Source organism: Microvirga mediterraneensis, assembly GCF_013520865.1.
GTDB classification, from domain to species: Bacteria; Pseudomonadota; Alphaproteobacteria; order Rhizobiales; family Beijerinckiaceae; genus Microvirga; species Microvirga mediterraneensis.
In genome coordinates this window covers 13,504-29,551 of record NZ_JACDXJ010000001.1, presented here as the reverse complement: position 1 = coordinate 29,551, position 16,048 = coordinate 13,504, and the positions used below count along the sequence as shown (strand labels likewise).

General features: G+C 64.4%; 12 protein-coding genes. 2 read left to right on the top strand and 10 right to left on the bottom strand.

Going from position 1 to position 16,048, the window contains the following annotated elements; translation table 11 throughout:
- The first annotated feature begins 63 nt into the window (after positions 1-63).
- A complete protein-coding gene (locus H0S73_RS00120; RefSeq protein ID WP_181050229.1) occupies positions 64-1,377 on the top strand; it encodes a family 1 glycosylhydrolase in 1,314 nt (437 codons plus the stop codon).
- Positions 1,378-1,396: 19 nt separating this feature from the next.
- On the top strand, positions 1,397-2,617 hold the full coding sequence (locus tag H0S73_RS00115; RefSeq protein WP_181050228.1) for a glycoside hydrolase family 1 protein: 1,221 nt from the start codon (positions 1,397-1,399) through the stop codon (positions 2,615-2,617).
- An 8-nt stretch (positions 2,618-2,625) separates the two neighbouring features.
- Here the strand turns inward: H0S73_RS00115 and H0S73_RS00110 are convergent, their stop codons facing one another.
- The 10 genes from H0S73_RS00110 to H0S73_RS00065 form a co-directional block, all read right to left on the bottom strand.
- Positions 2,626-3,783: a hypothetical protein gene (locus H0S73_RS00110; RefSeq protein WP_181050227.1), complete on the bottom strand. Its 1,158-nt coding sequence runs from the start codon at positions 3,781-3,783 to the stop codon at positions 2,626-2,628.
- Between the two features lie 12 nt (positions 3,784-3,795).
- Entirely contained in the window at positions 3,796-5,022 is a 1,227-nt protein-coding gene (locus H0S73_RS00105; RefSeq protein ID WP_181050226.1) for a polysaccharide pyruvyl transferase family protein, read from the bottom strand.
- A gap of 35 nt (positions 5,023-5,057) precedes the next feature.
- Complete coding sequence (gene galE, locus H0S73_RS00100; protein WP_181050225.1) at positions 5,058-6,053, bottom strand: UDP-glucose 4-epimerase GalE; 996 nt, start codon at positions 6,051-6,053, stop codon at positions 5,058-5,060.
- A gap of 79 nt (positions 6,054-6,132) precedes the next feature.
- A complete protein-coding gene (locus tag H0S73_RS00095; protein ID WP_181050224.1) occupies positions 6,133-7,320 on the bottom strand; it encodes a polysaccharide pyruvyl transferase family protein in 1,188 nt (395 codons plus the stop codon).
- 34 nt (positions 7,321-7,354) lie between these two features.
- Positions 7,355-8,662, bottom strand: a complete 1,308-nt coding sequence (locus tag H0S73_RS00090; protein ID WP_181050223.1) for a glycosyltransferase family 4 protein — start codon at positions 8,660-8,662, stop codon at positions 7,355-7,357.
- A 7-nt stretch (positions 8,663-8,669) separates the two neighbouring features.
- A complete protein-coding gene (locus H0S73_RS00085; protein ID WP_181050222.1) occupies positions 8,670-10,856 on the bottom strand; it encodes a glycosyltransferase family 2 protein in 2,187 nt (728 codons plus the stop codon).
- A 54-nt stretch (positions 10,857-10,910) separates the two neighbouring features.
- Complete coding sequence (locus H0S73_RS00080; RefSeq protein WP_181050221.1) at positions 10,911-11,672, bottom strand: hypothetical protein; 762 nt, start codon at positions 11,670-11,672, stop codon at positions 10,911-10,913.
- Positions 11,669-12,955: a glycosyltransferase gene (locus H0S73_RS00075; protein WP_181050220.1), complete on the bottom strand. Its 1,287-nt coding sequence runs from the start codon at positions 12,953-12,955 to the stop codon at positions 11,669-11,671. Before H0S73_RS00075 ends, H0S73_RS00080 begins: the two co-directional genes overlap by 4 nt.
- On the bottom strand, positions 12,952-13,788 hold the full coding sequence (locus H0S73_RS00070; RefSeq protein ID WP_181050219.1) for a class I SAM-dependent methyltransferase: 837 nt from the start codon (positions 13,786-13,788) through the stop codon (positions 12,952-12,954). The genes H0S73_RS00075 and H0S73_RS00070 overlap by 4 nt, the downstream gene beginning before the upstream one ends.
- Positions 13,785-16,004: a glycosyltransferase gene (locus H0S73_RS00065; RefSeq protein ID WP_246388664.1), complete on the bottom strand. Its 2,220-nt coding sequence runs from the start codon at positions 16,002-16,004 to the stop codon at positions 13,785-13,787. The genes H0S73_RS00070 and H0S73_RS00065 overlap by 4 nt, the downstream gene beginning before the upstream one ends.
- Positions 16,005-16,048 lie beyond the last annotated feature (44 nt).

The following is a 16,048-nucleotide window of genomic DNA, read 5'->3' as shown; positions in this document are numbered from 1 at the left end:
TTCGCCCGCGGCCTCACCGCTGTGCTGCAGTGGAAGCACTGACGCCCAAGGGATGGCCTCGGCATGACCCAAGCGCTCCCGTCTCGCTCCAAGCTCCATCGCCTGACTGAACCAGATGCGTTCTGGTGGTCTACCGGGATCGAGGACACGTTCATTACGGCCCCGCACCCGGTTACGGGGCGGACACTCGACGAATACGAACTGACCGGCCATTACGACCGCTGGCATGACGATCTGGGCCTCGTGGCCGAACTCGGCGTGCCCTGCGCCCGCTACGGCGTGCCATGGCACCGCATCCAGCCGACGCCGACCACCTGGGACTGGACATTCCCGGACGAGACCCTGGAGCGGCTGCTCGACCTTGGCGTCGATCCTCAGGTCGACCTTGTCCATTACGGATTGCCAGAATGGATTGAGGGCGCCTTCCTCCATCCCGACTACCCGAAGCTCGTCTCCGACTATGCGGCCCGTCTCGCAGAGCGGTTCCGGGGACGGATCACCTGGTACACGCCTCTCAACGAGCCGCGCATCACAGGCTGGTATTGCGGGCGCCTCGGCTGGTGGCCGCCGTTCCGGCGCAGCTGGCCGGGCTTCGTGGCGCTGATGCTGGCCATCGCCAAGGGCATGGTGGAAACCGTCAAGGCGCTGGAGAGCGTCGACCCCGAGATCGTGCCGTATTTCGTCGATGCGACCGACCTGTTCGATACCGACGATCCGGCCTTCGAGGACGAGGCCCGGCGCCGTCAGGATATCGTCTTTCTCGCCCTCGATCTCGTCTCGGGACGGATCGACGAGCGTCATTCCCTCTGGGCCTGGCTGTTGAAGAACGGCGCGCGGGAAGCCGATCTGGCCTACTTTCAGGACAACGCCGTAGCCCTGCCGGTCATCGGCATGAACCTCTACCCCATGTTCACGCAGAAGAAGCTGCTGCGGGACGCGGGAGGGCGCTTCCGGATCCGCATGCCTTACGCCGGCGCCGAACTCATCACCCGCCTCGGGCGGCTCTATTACGAGCGCTACGGGGCTCCGCTCATGGTCTCGGAAACGGCCTCGATGGGCTCCCTGCGCCGGCGGCTCGACTGGCTCGAGGCGTCGGTCGCGGCCACCCGGCAGCTGCGCGAAGATGGCATCCCGTTGGTCGGATATACCTGGTGGCCGATGTTTGCGCTCGTCACATGGGCCTACCGCCAGGGGAACCGCCCCGTGAACGAGCATCTGGCCCAGATGGGTCTGTGGGACATCGTTCCGGACGAGGCCGACCCGCTGCGCCGGGTTCGGACCTCGGGAGTGGATATCTATCGTCGCCTGGTGCGAGGCGGGGCCGAGAGCGTCGGCATGCTCTCGCAGGCCCCGTCCCGCGCCGCGGCAGCGCTTTGAGGCGGAAGGGGAGAGCGTGATGTTCAGAAGCTTCTTTCTCGCGGGATTCGAGGGCTCCACAGGCTACAATCGGCACGGCCGCTGGTTCGATCAGGTCGTGGCGACCGGGCACGACAGGACGGTGGACGAGGATTACCGGCAGCTTGCCCGGCTCGACATCCATGCTGTCCGGGAAACGATCCGCTGGCCCTTGGTGGATCTCGGGCGCGGACGCTACGATTTCTCCACGGTCGAGCCCTTCGTCGAGGCGTCGCGCCGTCACCATGTGGAAGTCGTGTGGGATCTCTTCCATTACGGCTATCCGAAGGGTCTCGATCTGTGGAGCGAGGATTTCCCCCGGCGCTTCGCCGATTACTGTTATGCGGTCGGGCGCTACATCGCCGGGCGGACGGAAGGAACCTGCGCCTTCACGCCGGTGAACGAACCCTCGTTCATGTCCTATGCGGCCGGCGAGAAGGGCCTGTTTGCGCCCCACGTCACGGGACGCGGCTGGGACCTCAAGGTGGCACTCTCCAGGGCCGCCATCGCGGGCATCAACGCCTTGTGGGTCGCCTGCCCCGGCGCACGCATGGTGAATGTCGATCCCCTCTGCCGCGTGTCCGTACCCATCGACCGCCCGGAGCTTGCCGAGGAGGCGCGGGACTTCAACGATCGCCTCGTCTTTCAGAGCTGGGACATGCTCTGCGGCCGCCTGCTGCCCGAGCTCGGCGGCAGCCGGAGGCATCTGGATGTCGTGGGGATCAACTATTACTGGACCAACCAATGGGAGCTGGGCGGGACCCCACGGGCCGACGGGGTCATCCCGCCGCTCGCCGACGAGGACCCTCGCCGATGGCCCCTGGGTTCCCTCGTCCGCTCGGTGTGGGAGCGCTATGGCGGCGAGGTGATGATCACGGAAACCAGCCATATCGGCGACAGCCGCGGGCGCTGGCTGCGGGAGGTGGCGCAGGAGGCCGAGGAACTGCTTCAGGACGGGGTGCCGTTGCGAGGGGTGTGCCTCTACCCGATCCTGGGCATGCCGGAATGGCACGACCCGGAGATCTGGACGCCGATGGGGCTCTGGGATCCCGTCTGCCACCGGGATCCCGACGGAGCGCGGCTGATTTGCGAGCCGATGCTCGCGGCGCTGCAATCCGTCCGCCATGTGGACGAACTCCATCGCAGGATCGTCTCCCGCTCACGCATGGGGCGGAGCTCCAATCGCCCCAAGCGCGTGGCCGGGACGGTCGCGGCCGGGTGACATCTCCGTCAGTCCAAGGTGACTTTGAACCGAACCAGGTCCCTGTTCATGGTCGGGCGCTTCGCCTGCCAGTTGAAGCGGGTCAGGTACAGGTAGAACGTGCGCCCGGCCGTCTGGAACACGGGCGATGGGCTGTCGTGGTCGATGATCGAGGGATAATCGTAATAGGCCTTCTTCTCCGTGGAGCCCCAGGGCGGGTCGAACGGGGCGAGCAAGGCGGCCGGCGACCAGTTCCGCAGGTCCGGCGAGGTCGCATAATAGACGCCCCCGGTGTCGTCCACCCGCGTGGACCAGACGACCATCCAGAGCTTCCTGGATTCCAGCCGGACAAGGGACCGCACCTTGCCGGTGATGTCGCCGTTCCCGAGGCGGTCGCAGGTGGCCTGGATGGGCTTCTGACCATCGACCGGGTAGGGATTCGGGGGATACACGAAGCGGCCCGCGCTCATCATGCGCCAACCGGTCACGAGATCGGAGCGCGGGGCGCGGAACAGGCAGTTCCCGCGCCCGCCCGGTTCTGCCGCATCCTCCGTCCAGGCGATGAAATAGGCGTGCTCTCCGTCGAACACAGTGTTCGAGAGCGTGAGGAAGCCCGCCGCCTTGGTGCCGGTGTCGAAGCGCTTGTTCGACCCGGCGACGAGCCGCCGCTCCCGGGGCAGCAGCGTGAAGGAGAAATCCCGTTCGTTCGCCTCCAGGGCGACGAGGGAAAGATACCAGCATTCGGGCTTGCCGAGCCCCTTGGCGCAGAGCCCGTCATGGCGGAGCCCGGAGAATTCCTGGCTCGCCAATCCGAGAACACGGCCGTCTTCGAGAGGAATGAGGCTCTGGATCCAGAAGCGGTCGTTCAGGGCCGCTGGATCCGCCGATTCCTCGCCCTGTGAGACCAGAGAACAGTCGGTGCGCAGGTCGTCGAAGTTCGACCCCTCCAGAACCCTGTTCCGGAAATGCGCGGCGATCAGAGCAAGGGATCCGTCCCGGCGGCGATAGGCCCTGGCGGGCGAATCGGGGATCGTGCGCCAGTCGCAGCGCTGCCGCTCATAACTGTAAACCACCTCAGGCTCGGGAGAGACCGAGAAGCGAAGCTCTTCGCCCGCGATCACGGACCTGCTCATCATCATGAGCAGAAGCGCCGGCCATGCGAGGGCGTTCCAACGTCCCATCCTCATGAGATCATCGTCTCAGGTGCCGGTCGCAATCCGGCCGAGGAAGGAGGCTGGCTGAAGCCTGTTCGCGCTGAGGAAGTCCAGATATCGCGCGGCCGCCGCGCTGCGATGCCGGTCATAGGCGTCCGGATCGAACCGGATCATCTTCTTCAGGCTGGAGCGGGTGAGCGGTGCTGTGAGGTCGGTCGCGGCCACATGCGGGACGCCTGTATTCTCGCACAGCTCCCGGGTGCGGGAATCGATGGTGACGGTCAGGCCCATGCGCTCCGCCTGGAGGGCAAGGGCGACGCCATGGTAGCGGGATCCGATCGTGAGGTCGTGCCGGCGCAGCGTGTCCATCCAGGCCGGCACGTCGTAGAATGAGCGGACGTAGTTCCGGCACCAGGACTTGAATTCCTCGAAGGTGTAATGCGGAACGGTGTGGTTGTGGATCTCCTTCAGCGCATGCGGGTCGATCCCGTCGAAGATCTCCCGGGAAACGCGGATCATCTCGCCCATCGATTGAACCACGTACTGGCCCGGATACATCGGGTCCATCATGAGGCCGATCAGCTGATGCTCGATGTCCCGGGTCTTCAGCCATGCCTGATGACCCGCGGCGACCGAGATGGAGCGCGGCAGGGCAAGGTCCGACCATTGCTTGTGGATCTTCTGACCGAGGCCCGGATTCGGGTTCGTGAAATACGAAGGGCAGCCGCCGGCAACCGAGCCGTTGATACCCAGCTTGTCGAGCTGCGACGTAGTGAACGCGCCGCGCGTGTAGATGTTGGAGCCCGCAGAGGACGGGTTGGAGCGCGCGATGACCTCGGCCCACCGACGGGTCCCGTCGGTCAGCTGGATGTCCTGATCGTAGCTGTCCGCCTGGGCGCCGAGCCCAATGGCGACGATCGGCAGGCCCGACTTCTCCAGGTTGTCCGCCATGGTGCCGTAATCCGTGTGGCGGCCCAACTGGTTGGCGCACGGAATGACGATGACGTCGGCGTTCTCCTTCAGGCTCTCGGCCGATGCGCTCCAGCTGAAGAACTTGACCGGATTGGCAATGTGGCTGGCGATCGCATAGACGAAGGCCAGATTGCCGTTGTTGTGGCCGATCCCGTTGTAGAGATCCTCGAACGCGGCGTTCGAGTAGAGTCCCAGGGACGGATACTTCCACAGGATCGCGACCCGCAGGGGCTTGGCGGACGCCTTCGGCGCGGAAGCGGGCTGGCTGAGCGGCTTATCCATGGTCATTTCGTCGAGCATGTAAAATCCATTCTGAAATCAGGTGTTGTCCGGGATTAGGCGGCTTCCGCGCGGCGCAGCTTCAGGCTGTTCTCCCATGACAGCGCATGGCGGATGATCGCCTCGAGATCGTCGTGCCGAGGGGACCAGTTCAGGGTCTCGCGAACCCGCTCGGCGCCTGCGATCAGGGTGGCGGGATCGCCGGCCCGTCTTGGGGACAGGTTCACGGGAAAATCGACCCCCGAGACCCGCTTCACGGCCTCGACGACTTCGTGCACCGAGTATCCGCGCCCATAGCCGCAATTGAACACGGTGCTGTTGCCGCCCGCATCGAGGTAATCGAGCGCGAGCATGTGGGCCTGGGCCAGATCGGACACGTGAATGTAGTCGCGCAGACATGTGCCGTCGGGCGTGGGATAATCGGTGCCGAAGATGTCGATGTGGGATCTCTCGCCCAGCGCCGCCTGGGTCGCGACCTTGATGAGATGCGTCGCTTGGCGCGTGCTTTGCCCGCTGCGGCCCTGAGGATCGGCGCCCGCGACGTTGAAATACCGGAGGGCCACGAAGCGCAGAGGGTGCGCGCGGGTCACGTCCCGCAGCATCATCTCGGTCATGAGCTTAGACGTGCCATAGGGCGAGACCGGGTTGAGCGGCGTGCCCTCGGTGATCGGGCTCTCTTTGGCATCGCCATAGACGGCGGCGGTCGAGGAGAAGAGAAACTGCTCGACGCCGCTTCCGACCGCCGCGCTGATGAGCGAGCGCGTCCTGACCGTGTTGTTCAGGTAGTATTTCAGCGGGTCGCTGACGGATTCCGGAACGATGATCGAGCCCGCGAAATGGGCGATCGCCTTGATGGAGTGCTTGCTGATGATCTCCGCCACGAGGGATTCATCACCCACATCGCCCTCGATGAAGGTCGCGTCGGGATGGACCATCCAGTCGAACCCGGTGCTGAGATCGTCCAGGACCACCACGTCCCTTCCGGCATCGGCCAATGCCAGAACCATATGGCTTCCGATATAGCCGGCGCCGCCCGTTACCAACACTGTCATGAGTGCCCCTCGTTCCTTATTGTGACGCGTGAGAATTGGACGGGATGCCGGAACGCTGCCGGCATCCCCGATAGGTCGATCAGGCTGCCTGCAGCTGCCTGTACTCGCTCTGCCGCATCACGGGCTGCATTTTCGTGTCCGCCCCGTTCTCGACCAGGAACTGATGCATTTCGCGGTAGGTGTGATGATAGGCGCGGTTGAACTTGTCGAAGAGCGACTGGTCCCAGTAATCCTCGAGCCTGAACGTCTTGCCCGAGAAGACGTCGAAGCTCGGGATCTGATAGGTCTCGGCGAATTCGACGGTGCGGCTGTCATAGGTGAAGTAGATCGACGGAACGCCGTTCGCGAGCGCCATCAGGTTGCCGTGGAGCCGGTATCCGAGGACAAGGTCCTTCTGCTGGACGAGATCCTCGTAATCGGCCACTACGTCGGAATAGAACAGCCTCTCCCTGTGGAGCTTCTCCATGGTATCGTCGAGATACCAGTCGCTGACCTGCTTGTCGGCGCGCAGGGCCTTGAACGCCTCTTCCCGCTGCTCCGCCGTGCCGAGCACGATCTTCTTCTCCTCGACCTCGCCCTGCGCCATCAGCACCACGTCGAACCGGGCCGCCAGGCTTTTCACGAGGTCGCGATGGAAGGTCAGGTATTGCTGGATGTCGCGGGCATAGGTGGACGACACCTCGCGGCGGACCGTGATGCCCGCCGTCCGGATGTTCTCCAGGGGCGGCAATTGAATGTTCAGGTCGGGGTTGTTCCGGCGGAATGCGGTCGGGCAGCCGACGATGCGGATGTTCTTGATCCCGAGATCCCACAGGACCTGCGCCGAGTAGGCCCCGCGCACGCCGATGGAGGTGGTGGAATCGGCCATCATGCGAAGGACGGTCTTGGTCTCCTCCGACAGCTCGATCTTGCCCTTGACCGGCGCCTGCGCGCCGATGCCCCAGGCGATGACCGGGATCTTGAGCTTCTTGAGCACGTCGACCGCCTGGTTCCAGACCATGTCCTTGTGGACGTAGTTCGACCCGCGCAGGAATACGTAATCGTACTCCGCATTGATCCGGTCGATCTGGGTCAGATCGGGGTTCGCAATCTCCAGGGCATCGAGCTTGTCGTAGTTCAGGAGCTTCAGCGACGAGTCGAAGACGAAGGCGTCCCCGATGTTGTGGTAATGGTTGATGCTGCGCTGGATGTCCTTGTGCCGGTACCAGCGGACATTGTCGTGATTGTAGACTTCGCCCGAAGGGCTGATGACGAGAATACGCTTCATGATTGTGCCTCCAGATGGTTTCGTGTCGAGGCGACTAAGCCGTGAGCGCGACCGCTGACGCGCTTGTCGCCTTTTTCGCGGCAAGTTCCTGATAAAGATCGAGATGAAGCTGGGCGCATTCCTCGTAGGTGATCGGCTGTCCGATGCCTGCGCGCAGGTCGTTCCACAGCTTCGGGGTCGTCAGGGCCTCGGTCATGCGGTCGACGAGATCCTGGGACGAGCCGACGCGGAAGTGCAGCCCGTTGACGCCGTCGACGATCTTCTCGGCCATGCCGCCGATATTGCTGCAGATCATGGGACGTCCGTGATGGAAGGATTCCTGGATCACGATGGGGGAGTTCTCCCACCAGATCGAGGGAATGATCGTCCAGTCGATGGAGCGCATGAGGCGCGGCATCTCGCTGTTCTGATAGGAGCCGTAGAACCGTACCCGCGATCCGGCGCGCTCCACCAGGTTCCTGATCTTCTCCTGGAACGACTCCGGCTGCCGCTCCAGGTTGCCGCCGAAGATCATCAGCTGGGCATCGTCGCCCCAGACAGAATCCGGAATGCACGTGACCGCGTCGAGCAGCACATCGACGCCCTTGAACTGCGTGATCTGGCCGAAATAGCCGAACCGGGAGCGCCGGCCTCCGCGCTGAGGCAGGCTGCGCGGCGGCGCCGTTTCGGCAATATCCAGGCCGTTCTCGATGACGATGAAGCGGGATCGGTCCAGGCCCCAATCCACATAACGGTCGACGAGGAACTGGCTCGGCGACACGAAGAAGTCGGCGACGTCGAGAAGGCCGCGGATGAAATGCTCGCGACGCAGGAAGCGCGCGGGCGAGATCTCCGGGAAGCAGGCGTTGCAATCCGACGGCGAAGCCCTGTGGCAGAGTTTCGTGCCGCCCGTCTTCACCATCTGCCCGTGATGGCTGCAGATCGACAGGAACTCGTGGAACGTGATGACGATCACGCAATCGGGAAGCGCCCGGCGGACGGCATAGATCATCTCGAGACCCAGGCCGATGAAGTGGTGGAAGTGAACGACGTCGGGCCTCAGGTCCTTCAGGACGCGAAGGAAGTCGCGCTCGATTTCCTCCGTGTTCCGGTTCGAGAGGAGGAAATGGTCGTACTCGTCGGCATGATAGAGGAATTCGCCCTCGGTCTGCCGAAGGCTCATCAGGGCCGTACGGCTGTGCCGCGCGACCGGGTGGCCGACGCGGGCCAGGAAACGGGATTCGACGTTGCCGATCCGGTTGAGGCCCTTGTGCAGGTTATACGCGGCGATCTCGGCGCCCCCGAGGGAGAAGCTCGGATGGCCGTGCGAGACGATGAGGACGCGGGGAGAGGGATTGGACATGCTTTGACTACCTCATGTTGTTGATGAGGAGCGACCACTTGCGGTCGAAGCTCCAGCGATCGACTTTCTGGGCCAGGCGGTGCACCGGAAAAGCCGTGGGGCCGACATCGTTGTCGGCCGAGATCATCTCGACATCCGGCAGCCAGACCGCAGGCGTCCCTCCGAGCCTCATCTTGAGGCAGAGGTCGCGCCCCTTCTCGCCGGCGCCCAGATAGGAGCGCGTGAAGCCGCCGACCGATGCGATGGATTCGCGCGAGACGATGCAGCAGGACAGCGATCCGGCGATGACCTCCGTCGGCTGGGACCCGCGCACCACGTCGCGCGGATACCCGATGTAGCGGTCGACGAGCTTCTGCTCCTCCTGGTCGAGCCAGGTTCCCGCGAAGCGGATGGAATTGTCCTCGTAGAGGATCGTCGGGCTGATCATCGCCTTGCCGCCGCGATTGCGATAGGCGCGCTCCAGCGACGAGATCCATCCGGCCTGCCGGGGCAGGACGCCTGCGGCGAGAAAGATCAGCGTCTCCGCCTTCGTCGCCTGAATGGCGGCCTCGAACGCGTCGCAGGCGTCCTGCACGCCGCTTGCGCCGATCACCCGGACCTTGATGCCGTAGAAGCGCGAGAGCCGTTCCGCTTCCGGGGCGATGCTGTCGAAGGCCTCCAGGGGCGCTGCGACGATGATCGGCATTTCCTTCGTCTCGGAATCCAGCGCGAGAAGCGACAGGGTCACGGCCGTTTCCTCGACATCGACCCCGGCGCCGACCACCAGGGCCCGGCCGGTTTCAGAATCATCGAAGTCGAAGTCGCGGATTTCCGTCACCGTGGGCGCGGGCGCCGCCATGACCTGCATCATGGGACCGATATGACGCTCAATGGCGGCGCCGGCTGCCGCCGTGCGCGGGTCGAGAGGCGAGATGAGCCGCTCGAGAGAACGGCGGGACATGCCGCGCAGCGGCGTGAGCGGATAGAACGCGACATTGTCGCCGACCGCCATCTCGAAATAGACCGGCCCATCCGCGGCCGACGGCGGACCGGGGACGAAGGCCAGGAAGCCGTGATCGTTGCGGGCCGGATCGAGACGTCCGGCGAAGAGGCCGTTGTGCTGAAACGCCGACGAGACGTCCGACCGGGGGAGGCGGGTCCAGGTCTCGTCGATCCGCTGCTGGGTCGCGCCGGACCTCAGGGTGAGGGAATCCACGTGGCCTTCCGGATCGAGCATCCAGCCGGCCACCAGCATCCCGCCGCCGGGAATTTCGGCCACCATGTCCATGCCGAGGCGGACCGGCACTTTAAGATCCGACACGGTGTCGCGACCGTCGAACCGCTCTCCGGCCCGCCGGAGCGTCAGCATGGTGTCCGGGTTCGCATTCGCGCGGACCAGGCCGTCACGGATATGGGCGGGAACGTCCGTCGGGGACAGGAGAACGCGGCGCTCATAGACTTCGAGGCTGCGCCACCCGTCCCGTCCCCGGAAGAACAGCGTCTTGAGCTTGCCGGGATCGATCACCGATGATCCCGTGTCGAGCAGGCCCACGAAGCCCTTGCCCTGCTCCCCGAGGTCATTGCGGGGAACCGACGCCGACTTGAACTCGCCGGCCATGAGACCGTCATGGGCGGCAAGGACGCGCACCCGGTCGCACGGCAGATCTGTGGCCCAGCCTTGAAGGAACACATGCCCCGTGTCGATCGAGCCGATGACCTCGATCCAGCCATCCGTCGGGCCCGCGGCGCCGAGCACCGAAACGGCCGCCTCCAGGCGCTTCTGATTGGTCTTCCCGCCGATCAGGGCATGAACGATGCGGTCGATGACGACCGGGGCCCGGTCTCCGGAATCGGCGGAGACGATTCGGATCAGCGTGGCGAGCGGAACCGCCGGCTTGACGAGGGTGTAGCGGATCGGCGGCCCGTTGCGCCGCATCACCACCGAGCGCAGGCGCACCTTGGCGGCGAGGCGGATCGGCACGATGGCGACGAAGCCAACCGCAGCATCCTCAGGCGCATCCTTCCGGGCCCAGGAGACGGTATCGGCCTTCATGGACATGGACGGATCGCCGTTGAGCAACGTTTCGATCCGGTCGGCCATAGCGTCGGCCACGCCGGCGATCAGCGCAAGGTCGTCGCCGATCGGGGTGACGAGGGCGCTCTCGCCGTCGAGAGGCAGCTCGCGCATTTCCAACGGTTGCGTATTGTACTGCATGGGAGACCTGAATTTCCGTTCGATGACCGTTTCCGCTCGCGCTTCGACAGGGGACTACCAGGGAGGATGGCGCAGGAGGACGATGAGGGCCGCGATGGCGCTCACGGCGGAAATTCCCCCGAACGCCATCAGCAGCGCGACGGCTCTTCGCATCGGCCGGTCGACGGAGGATCCGAGGTCGTCGATCTGCTTTCCGAAATCCGCCAGAACCCTGTCGAAGCGCATGTGGAAGACTTCGATGTCGGAGATCTTCTGGGCGAGGTCGGTCTGATTGGCCCTGACCGCGTCGAGAGCCGCCGCGATGCCGTTCTCCTCGGCGACGATTTCGTTGATCTGCGTCGACGTTCCCCGAAGACTCTCGACAGCCTCGCGCTGCAGGATCTGCGAGCGGCGTTGCGCTTCGATGAGCAGTTCGAGCCGGTCGAACACCCGGTTCAGCGGCGCGTTGATCGCCGCCTCGGCCGCGCGCTCGTCCTGGCTCGGAGCCTGCAGGACGAGTTCCTCGCCGGTCGACGGGGAGATCGCCACGACGGAGAGGCTGGCGGTGCCTTGGCCGGCCGTGTCCGGCAGCTCGATCTCGAAGGCGTAGCCGCCGTCGCCGATCCCGTTGCGGCGCAGGTCGACGCGCGGCATGTCGGCCGTGGTCGATGCGAGGTTCTCTCCGTTCAGGCTGATCCGGACCAGGAGGCGTTCCGTCGGGCGGGTGCGATCCCAGACCCATCCGTACAGGCGCCGTCCTTCGATGGCGTCGACGCGCCCCTGGAGCTGCGGACCCGCCGGTACGGCCACCGCATTCTTTGATTGTGCTGTGCTCATGCCGCGTTCGCCTTCAGTTCGATGATATCGGCGCCTTTGAGAAGGCCGCGATAGAGAGTGAGGTGCCGCTCCGCGACGGTGGTCATGTCGTCAGGCGGAGTGATCCCGCCGGCCAGCGTGTCCCAAAGATCGGGTGTCTCGATGGCCTGCCGCATGGTGCGGGCGAGCAGGGACGGGTCGTCGGGGCGGACATGAAGGCCGTCGATCCCGTCCCGCACGGCTTCCGCCATTCCTCCGATGCCGCTGGCGATGACGGGACGCCGATGGGCGAACGCCTCCTGGATCACCAGGGGGGCGTTCTCCCACCAGACCGACGGCACCACCACCCAGTCGACTGCCGCCATGAGGCCCGGAACGTCCTCACGCCCATAGGGCCCGAGCCTGACGACCTGCGGCTCCGTCTCGTTGAGAAGCGTGTCGATCTTCTCGACGAACTCCTTCGCCTGAAATGGCGCGCCTCCGTGCAGGCGAAGCTCGAAATCATCGACGCCGTCCGCGATGAGGCGCTGAGCCGCCTTGAGGAGAACGGGAACGCCCTTCCAGGGATTGAGGTTGCCGAAATACCCGAACACGGATCGCCTGCCCGATGGAGCCGAGCGATGAGCGGACGGCACGACGGCGGGGCGCCCATTGGGGACGATCTCGATCGAACCGGACGGAAGTCCCCAGCTGACGAAACGCTCCTTGAGGAAGCGGCTGGGGGCGACGAAACGGTGAACTTGGTCGAGATGGGTCCGGATATAGGTCTCGCGAAGAAGAAAACGGTCGGCCGGGATGTTCGGAAAGCATCCGTTGCAGCGATGGGGCGTTGCGCGGTCGCATCGCTCCTTGCCGGACGTCCGCATCATCAGCCCGTCGTGGGCACAGATGGGGAAGTAGTCGTGGAGCGTCATGACGATGCGGGCGTTCGGCAGAATGCGTCGCACGAGCGCGATGAACTCCACGCCCATGAGCAGGACATGGTGAATATGGACGATGTCGGGCCGAAAATCTTCGAGCAAGCTCACGAGATGAGGAACGACTCCGTAAGCATCGATCTGGCTCAGGTTGAACTGATCGAAATGCCCGCACCACATGACGACTTCGTCCGGTGCGCCTCCGGGGGACTGGAAGCTCGTGCCCGGCCTTTGCCCGCGATGGAGATTGTTCGTCGCGGCCAGGAACAAGGCTTCCACGTCGGGACGCGAGCGGTATTCCCGGAAGAGATCATGGGCGAGGATTTCCGTCCCGCCAGGATGAAAATCCGGATGATTGTGGGCAACGACCAGAACGCGTGTTGTCACGTGCTCTCCTCCGGCTTCACGGCGATGATGACATCCTGGTAATGAGTGCTTTCGATCCCCCGCCAATGGCCGAGGCTCAGGCGACGGATGTGAAGACCGGCCTTCTTGAGAATGTCCTCGATGATCCCCGCGTCGAAGCCGATGGCGCCGAGCGGCGCCAATGGGTCTCCGTACCATGTCCCGGGCATCTTCCCCCGCGTGAAGCGCGGACGGGCTGTCTGCCTGTCCGGATCGCCCGCCGCGACCACGAAGGCGGTCAGGAACAGGCGGCCACCAGGCCTCAGCAGGCGCATGACCTCTCGCGCGTAGGCGGCAATCTCAGCTTCCGGCAGATGGGTCGCGACGGACACCATCGTGACGAAGTCGAACTTCGCGTCGGAGAACGGCAGGACGATCTCATGGCCTGCTATCGCTCCACCCGGATTGTACAATTCGTGCGCCACATCCACGCGGCAGAACCGGAAATTCGGGTATGACGCCGTGATGTTCTGCACGCACCACTCGATGCCCGCATTCACAGGGTCTACGCCTTCATAGAAGGCTTTCTCTGGATCGAGGTACTGCGTCAGTGGAACGGCCATTCGACCGATGCCGCATCCTATGTCGAGCACCGCGTCGGTGGGCTGAAGCCCGCCGATCCGAACGAAGTGGCCGAGATACTCGACGCCGATCGCACGATAGTCGCCATCACCGACGAAGACGTTCTCCGGTGGAGGAGCCGGCAAGGAATTATCCTGCGCGATCCGCTCCATCATATGCTTGAGAACCGCGTCTGCATCCGGACCGAGGCCCGGCGCGCGCGAAGCGTTCGTGAGATCGAACTGCGCATTCATATGGCGACATTCCTTCCTTTACGGGGACGTCCGGTTTGCATTGCGGCAATCATGACATCGCGCCAGCGCTCGGTATGGAGGGCGCAATTGTACTGCCAGGCGATCCCGCGCATGTACTCGGCGTTGAGAGACATCGACCGCCGTTCGAGGTGGTAAAGTTCGATGTCGGGGACGTACGCGATCTTGCGCTCCGTCATGGTTATTTTGAGGCAGAGATCGCTGTCTTCGTAATCTCCGACCACATAATCCTCCGTGAAGCCGCCGACGGATTCGAACAGGGACCTCGTGGTGACGAGGCAGGCGCCGGTCACGGCGGGAACGACGCGTTCTTCGCAGGCCGGAGCGTAGTCGCGCGGCATGCCTTTGTGAAAATGCTGGTTGAGCCAGTAGCCGCGATGGTCCTGCGAGAAGTACATGCCCGCGTGCTGGATCGATCCATCCTCGAACAGGAGCTTGGGTCCGAGGGCGCCGATTCGGCGGCGACCGTTCAGGCGCGCGGCCAGCGCTTCAAGCCATCCGGGAGAGACCGGGATGATGTCGGAATTGACCAGCGCGAGAACATCGCCCTTCGCGATGGATGCGCCGACATTGTTGGCGCGCGCATATCCGCCGTTTCTCTCCATGATGGCGAGAACAACTGGAAGCGCGTAGACCAGATGGAGTCCACCCAGGAGATGCTCGACCTCCTGAGCCTGCTCGGGAGAGTCGAGCACGTAAATGAGCTCCGCGTTCGCGCGAATCCATGGATCGGCCGCGAAGGCGGCGATCTGAAAGCGAAGGAACTCCAGGTTCCGGTAGAGCGGAATGATCACCGACGCTTTCGGACGTTGGTGAGAGATGCCGATTCTTCGGATCGAGGGCCGCCCGATTCGATTGCGGACCTGAGCATGAAGATGGGCGATGGCCGGCCGGAGGACCTGCGTCAGGACGGATTGGTCCACATGCTGCGCCGGGATGGCGCGCAAAGCCATGGCGCGAGCCTCCGCCGGATCGGCCGGTTGGGGACGCGGCACGAGAGAATGGCGTGCGCCGGATTTCAGACGCAGATGAAATCGCGGTTGCAGGTTCTGCGCCGCGCCCGTGCCTGTCGGGGCCAGAACGGCGAAGCCCGTGGCTCCCTGGCGGGACCCTTTCGTCGCCCCTGCAACTTCGACGGGAAACGTGAACAGGTCCTTCGTCAGATCGAGCGGTTCGCTCTCGGAGCTGCCGATTTCTATCCCCGAGAAGAGGTTGACCGGGTCACGATACCACCCCGTCACCAGGGTTCCCGCAGATGTCGACAGCGCGGAGATGATCTCGGCCGACGGAGCCGTGGGGCTGCTCGAAAGCCGGCGCGGGCGCAGGGGAGACCGCAGTTGCAGCTCGAGCGCATAAGCAGGACCCGCTGCGGAACGTTCGGCGATCTCCTTCAGCACGTGCTCCCGCAGGCCGGGCGCCGCATGCGCCTGCTCGCGGAACCAACGTTCGATGGAGGGGAGGCGTGCATCCGGCTTGAGAAGGCGTCGGACGGACAGGCCTCCGGGGCCGATCAGAATGAGGAGAGGATCGTCGGCGGGAATCCGCGCGCGGTCGATCAGGAGATGAACGACATCCCGCCCGTCTTTCCCATTTCGAATCCTGTGGGGAAGGGCATGAATGCGCGTCGGTCCATTCCTGCCGAATGTATAGATCGCGTCGATCTTGCCGAATCCCGTGACGAGCGACGTTTGCGCCAGGACGAAATCGTCTGCGATCTGCGCGATGGCGACAGCCTGTCCGGGCGTCGGGGCCATCTGCGTGAGAAGGTCGCCCAGAAGGCCGATGAAGGTTCTGTCCCGCCGCAGGCGGAACATCGCGCCCCATACGTTGAACAGGGCTGACGCGAGAGCCACGCGACCATGAGCGTCGATGCCGTCGAGGAGGTCCTCGGCGTCCGCCGGGGCCGGCGTCACATCGCGATCAATGGTGACGGAGCTTCCATGGCCGCCCGTTTCGAGGCGGAGATCGAGGCGTGCACGTTCGTCGTCCGGACGTTGGAAAACCCAGAAGAGGCGTGCTCCTCCACCGGGCAGGGAAAGGCGCAGCGACGCGGAAGGCCAGATGTCTTCGCCGCCGCTCCTGAGGCTCGACGGCGAGCCCCGCTCAGTGTGCGGCACGTCCCAGGTGAGCAGAACCACATCGCGCCCGAGAGACGCCACCTTCGGGGAGGCGAGGTCATCGGCTGGTGATGCGAGCATGGCAAAATCCGCCATCGCTTTCTTGTCTCCATCTGTCCTTGTGG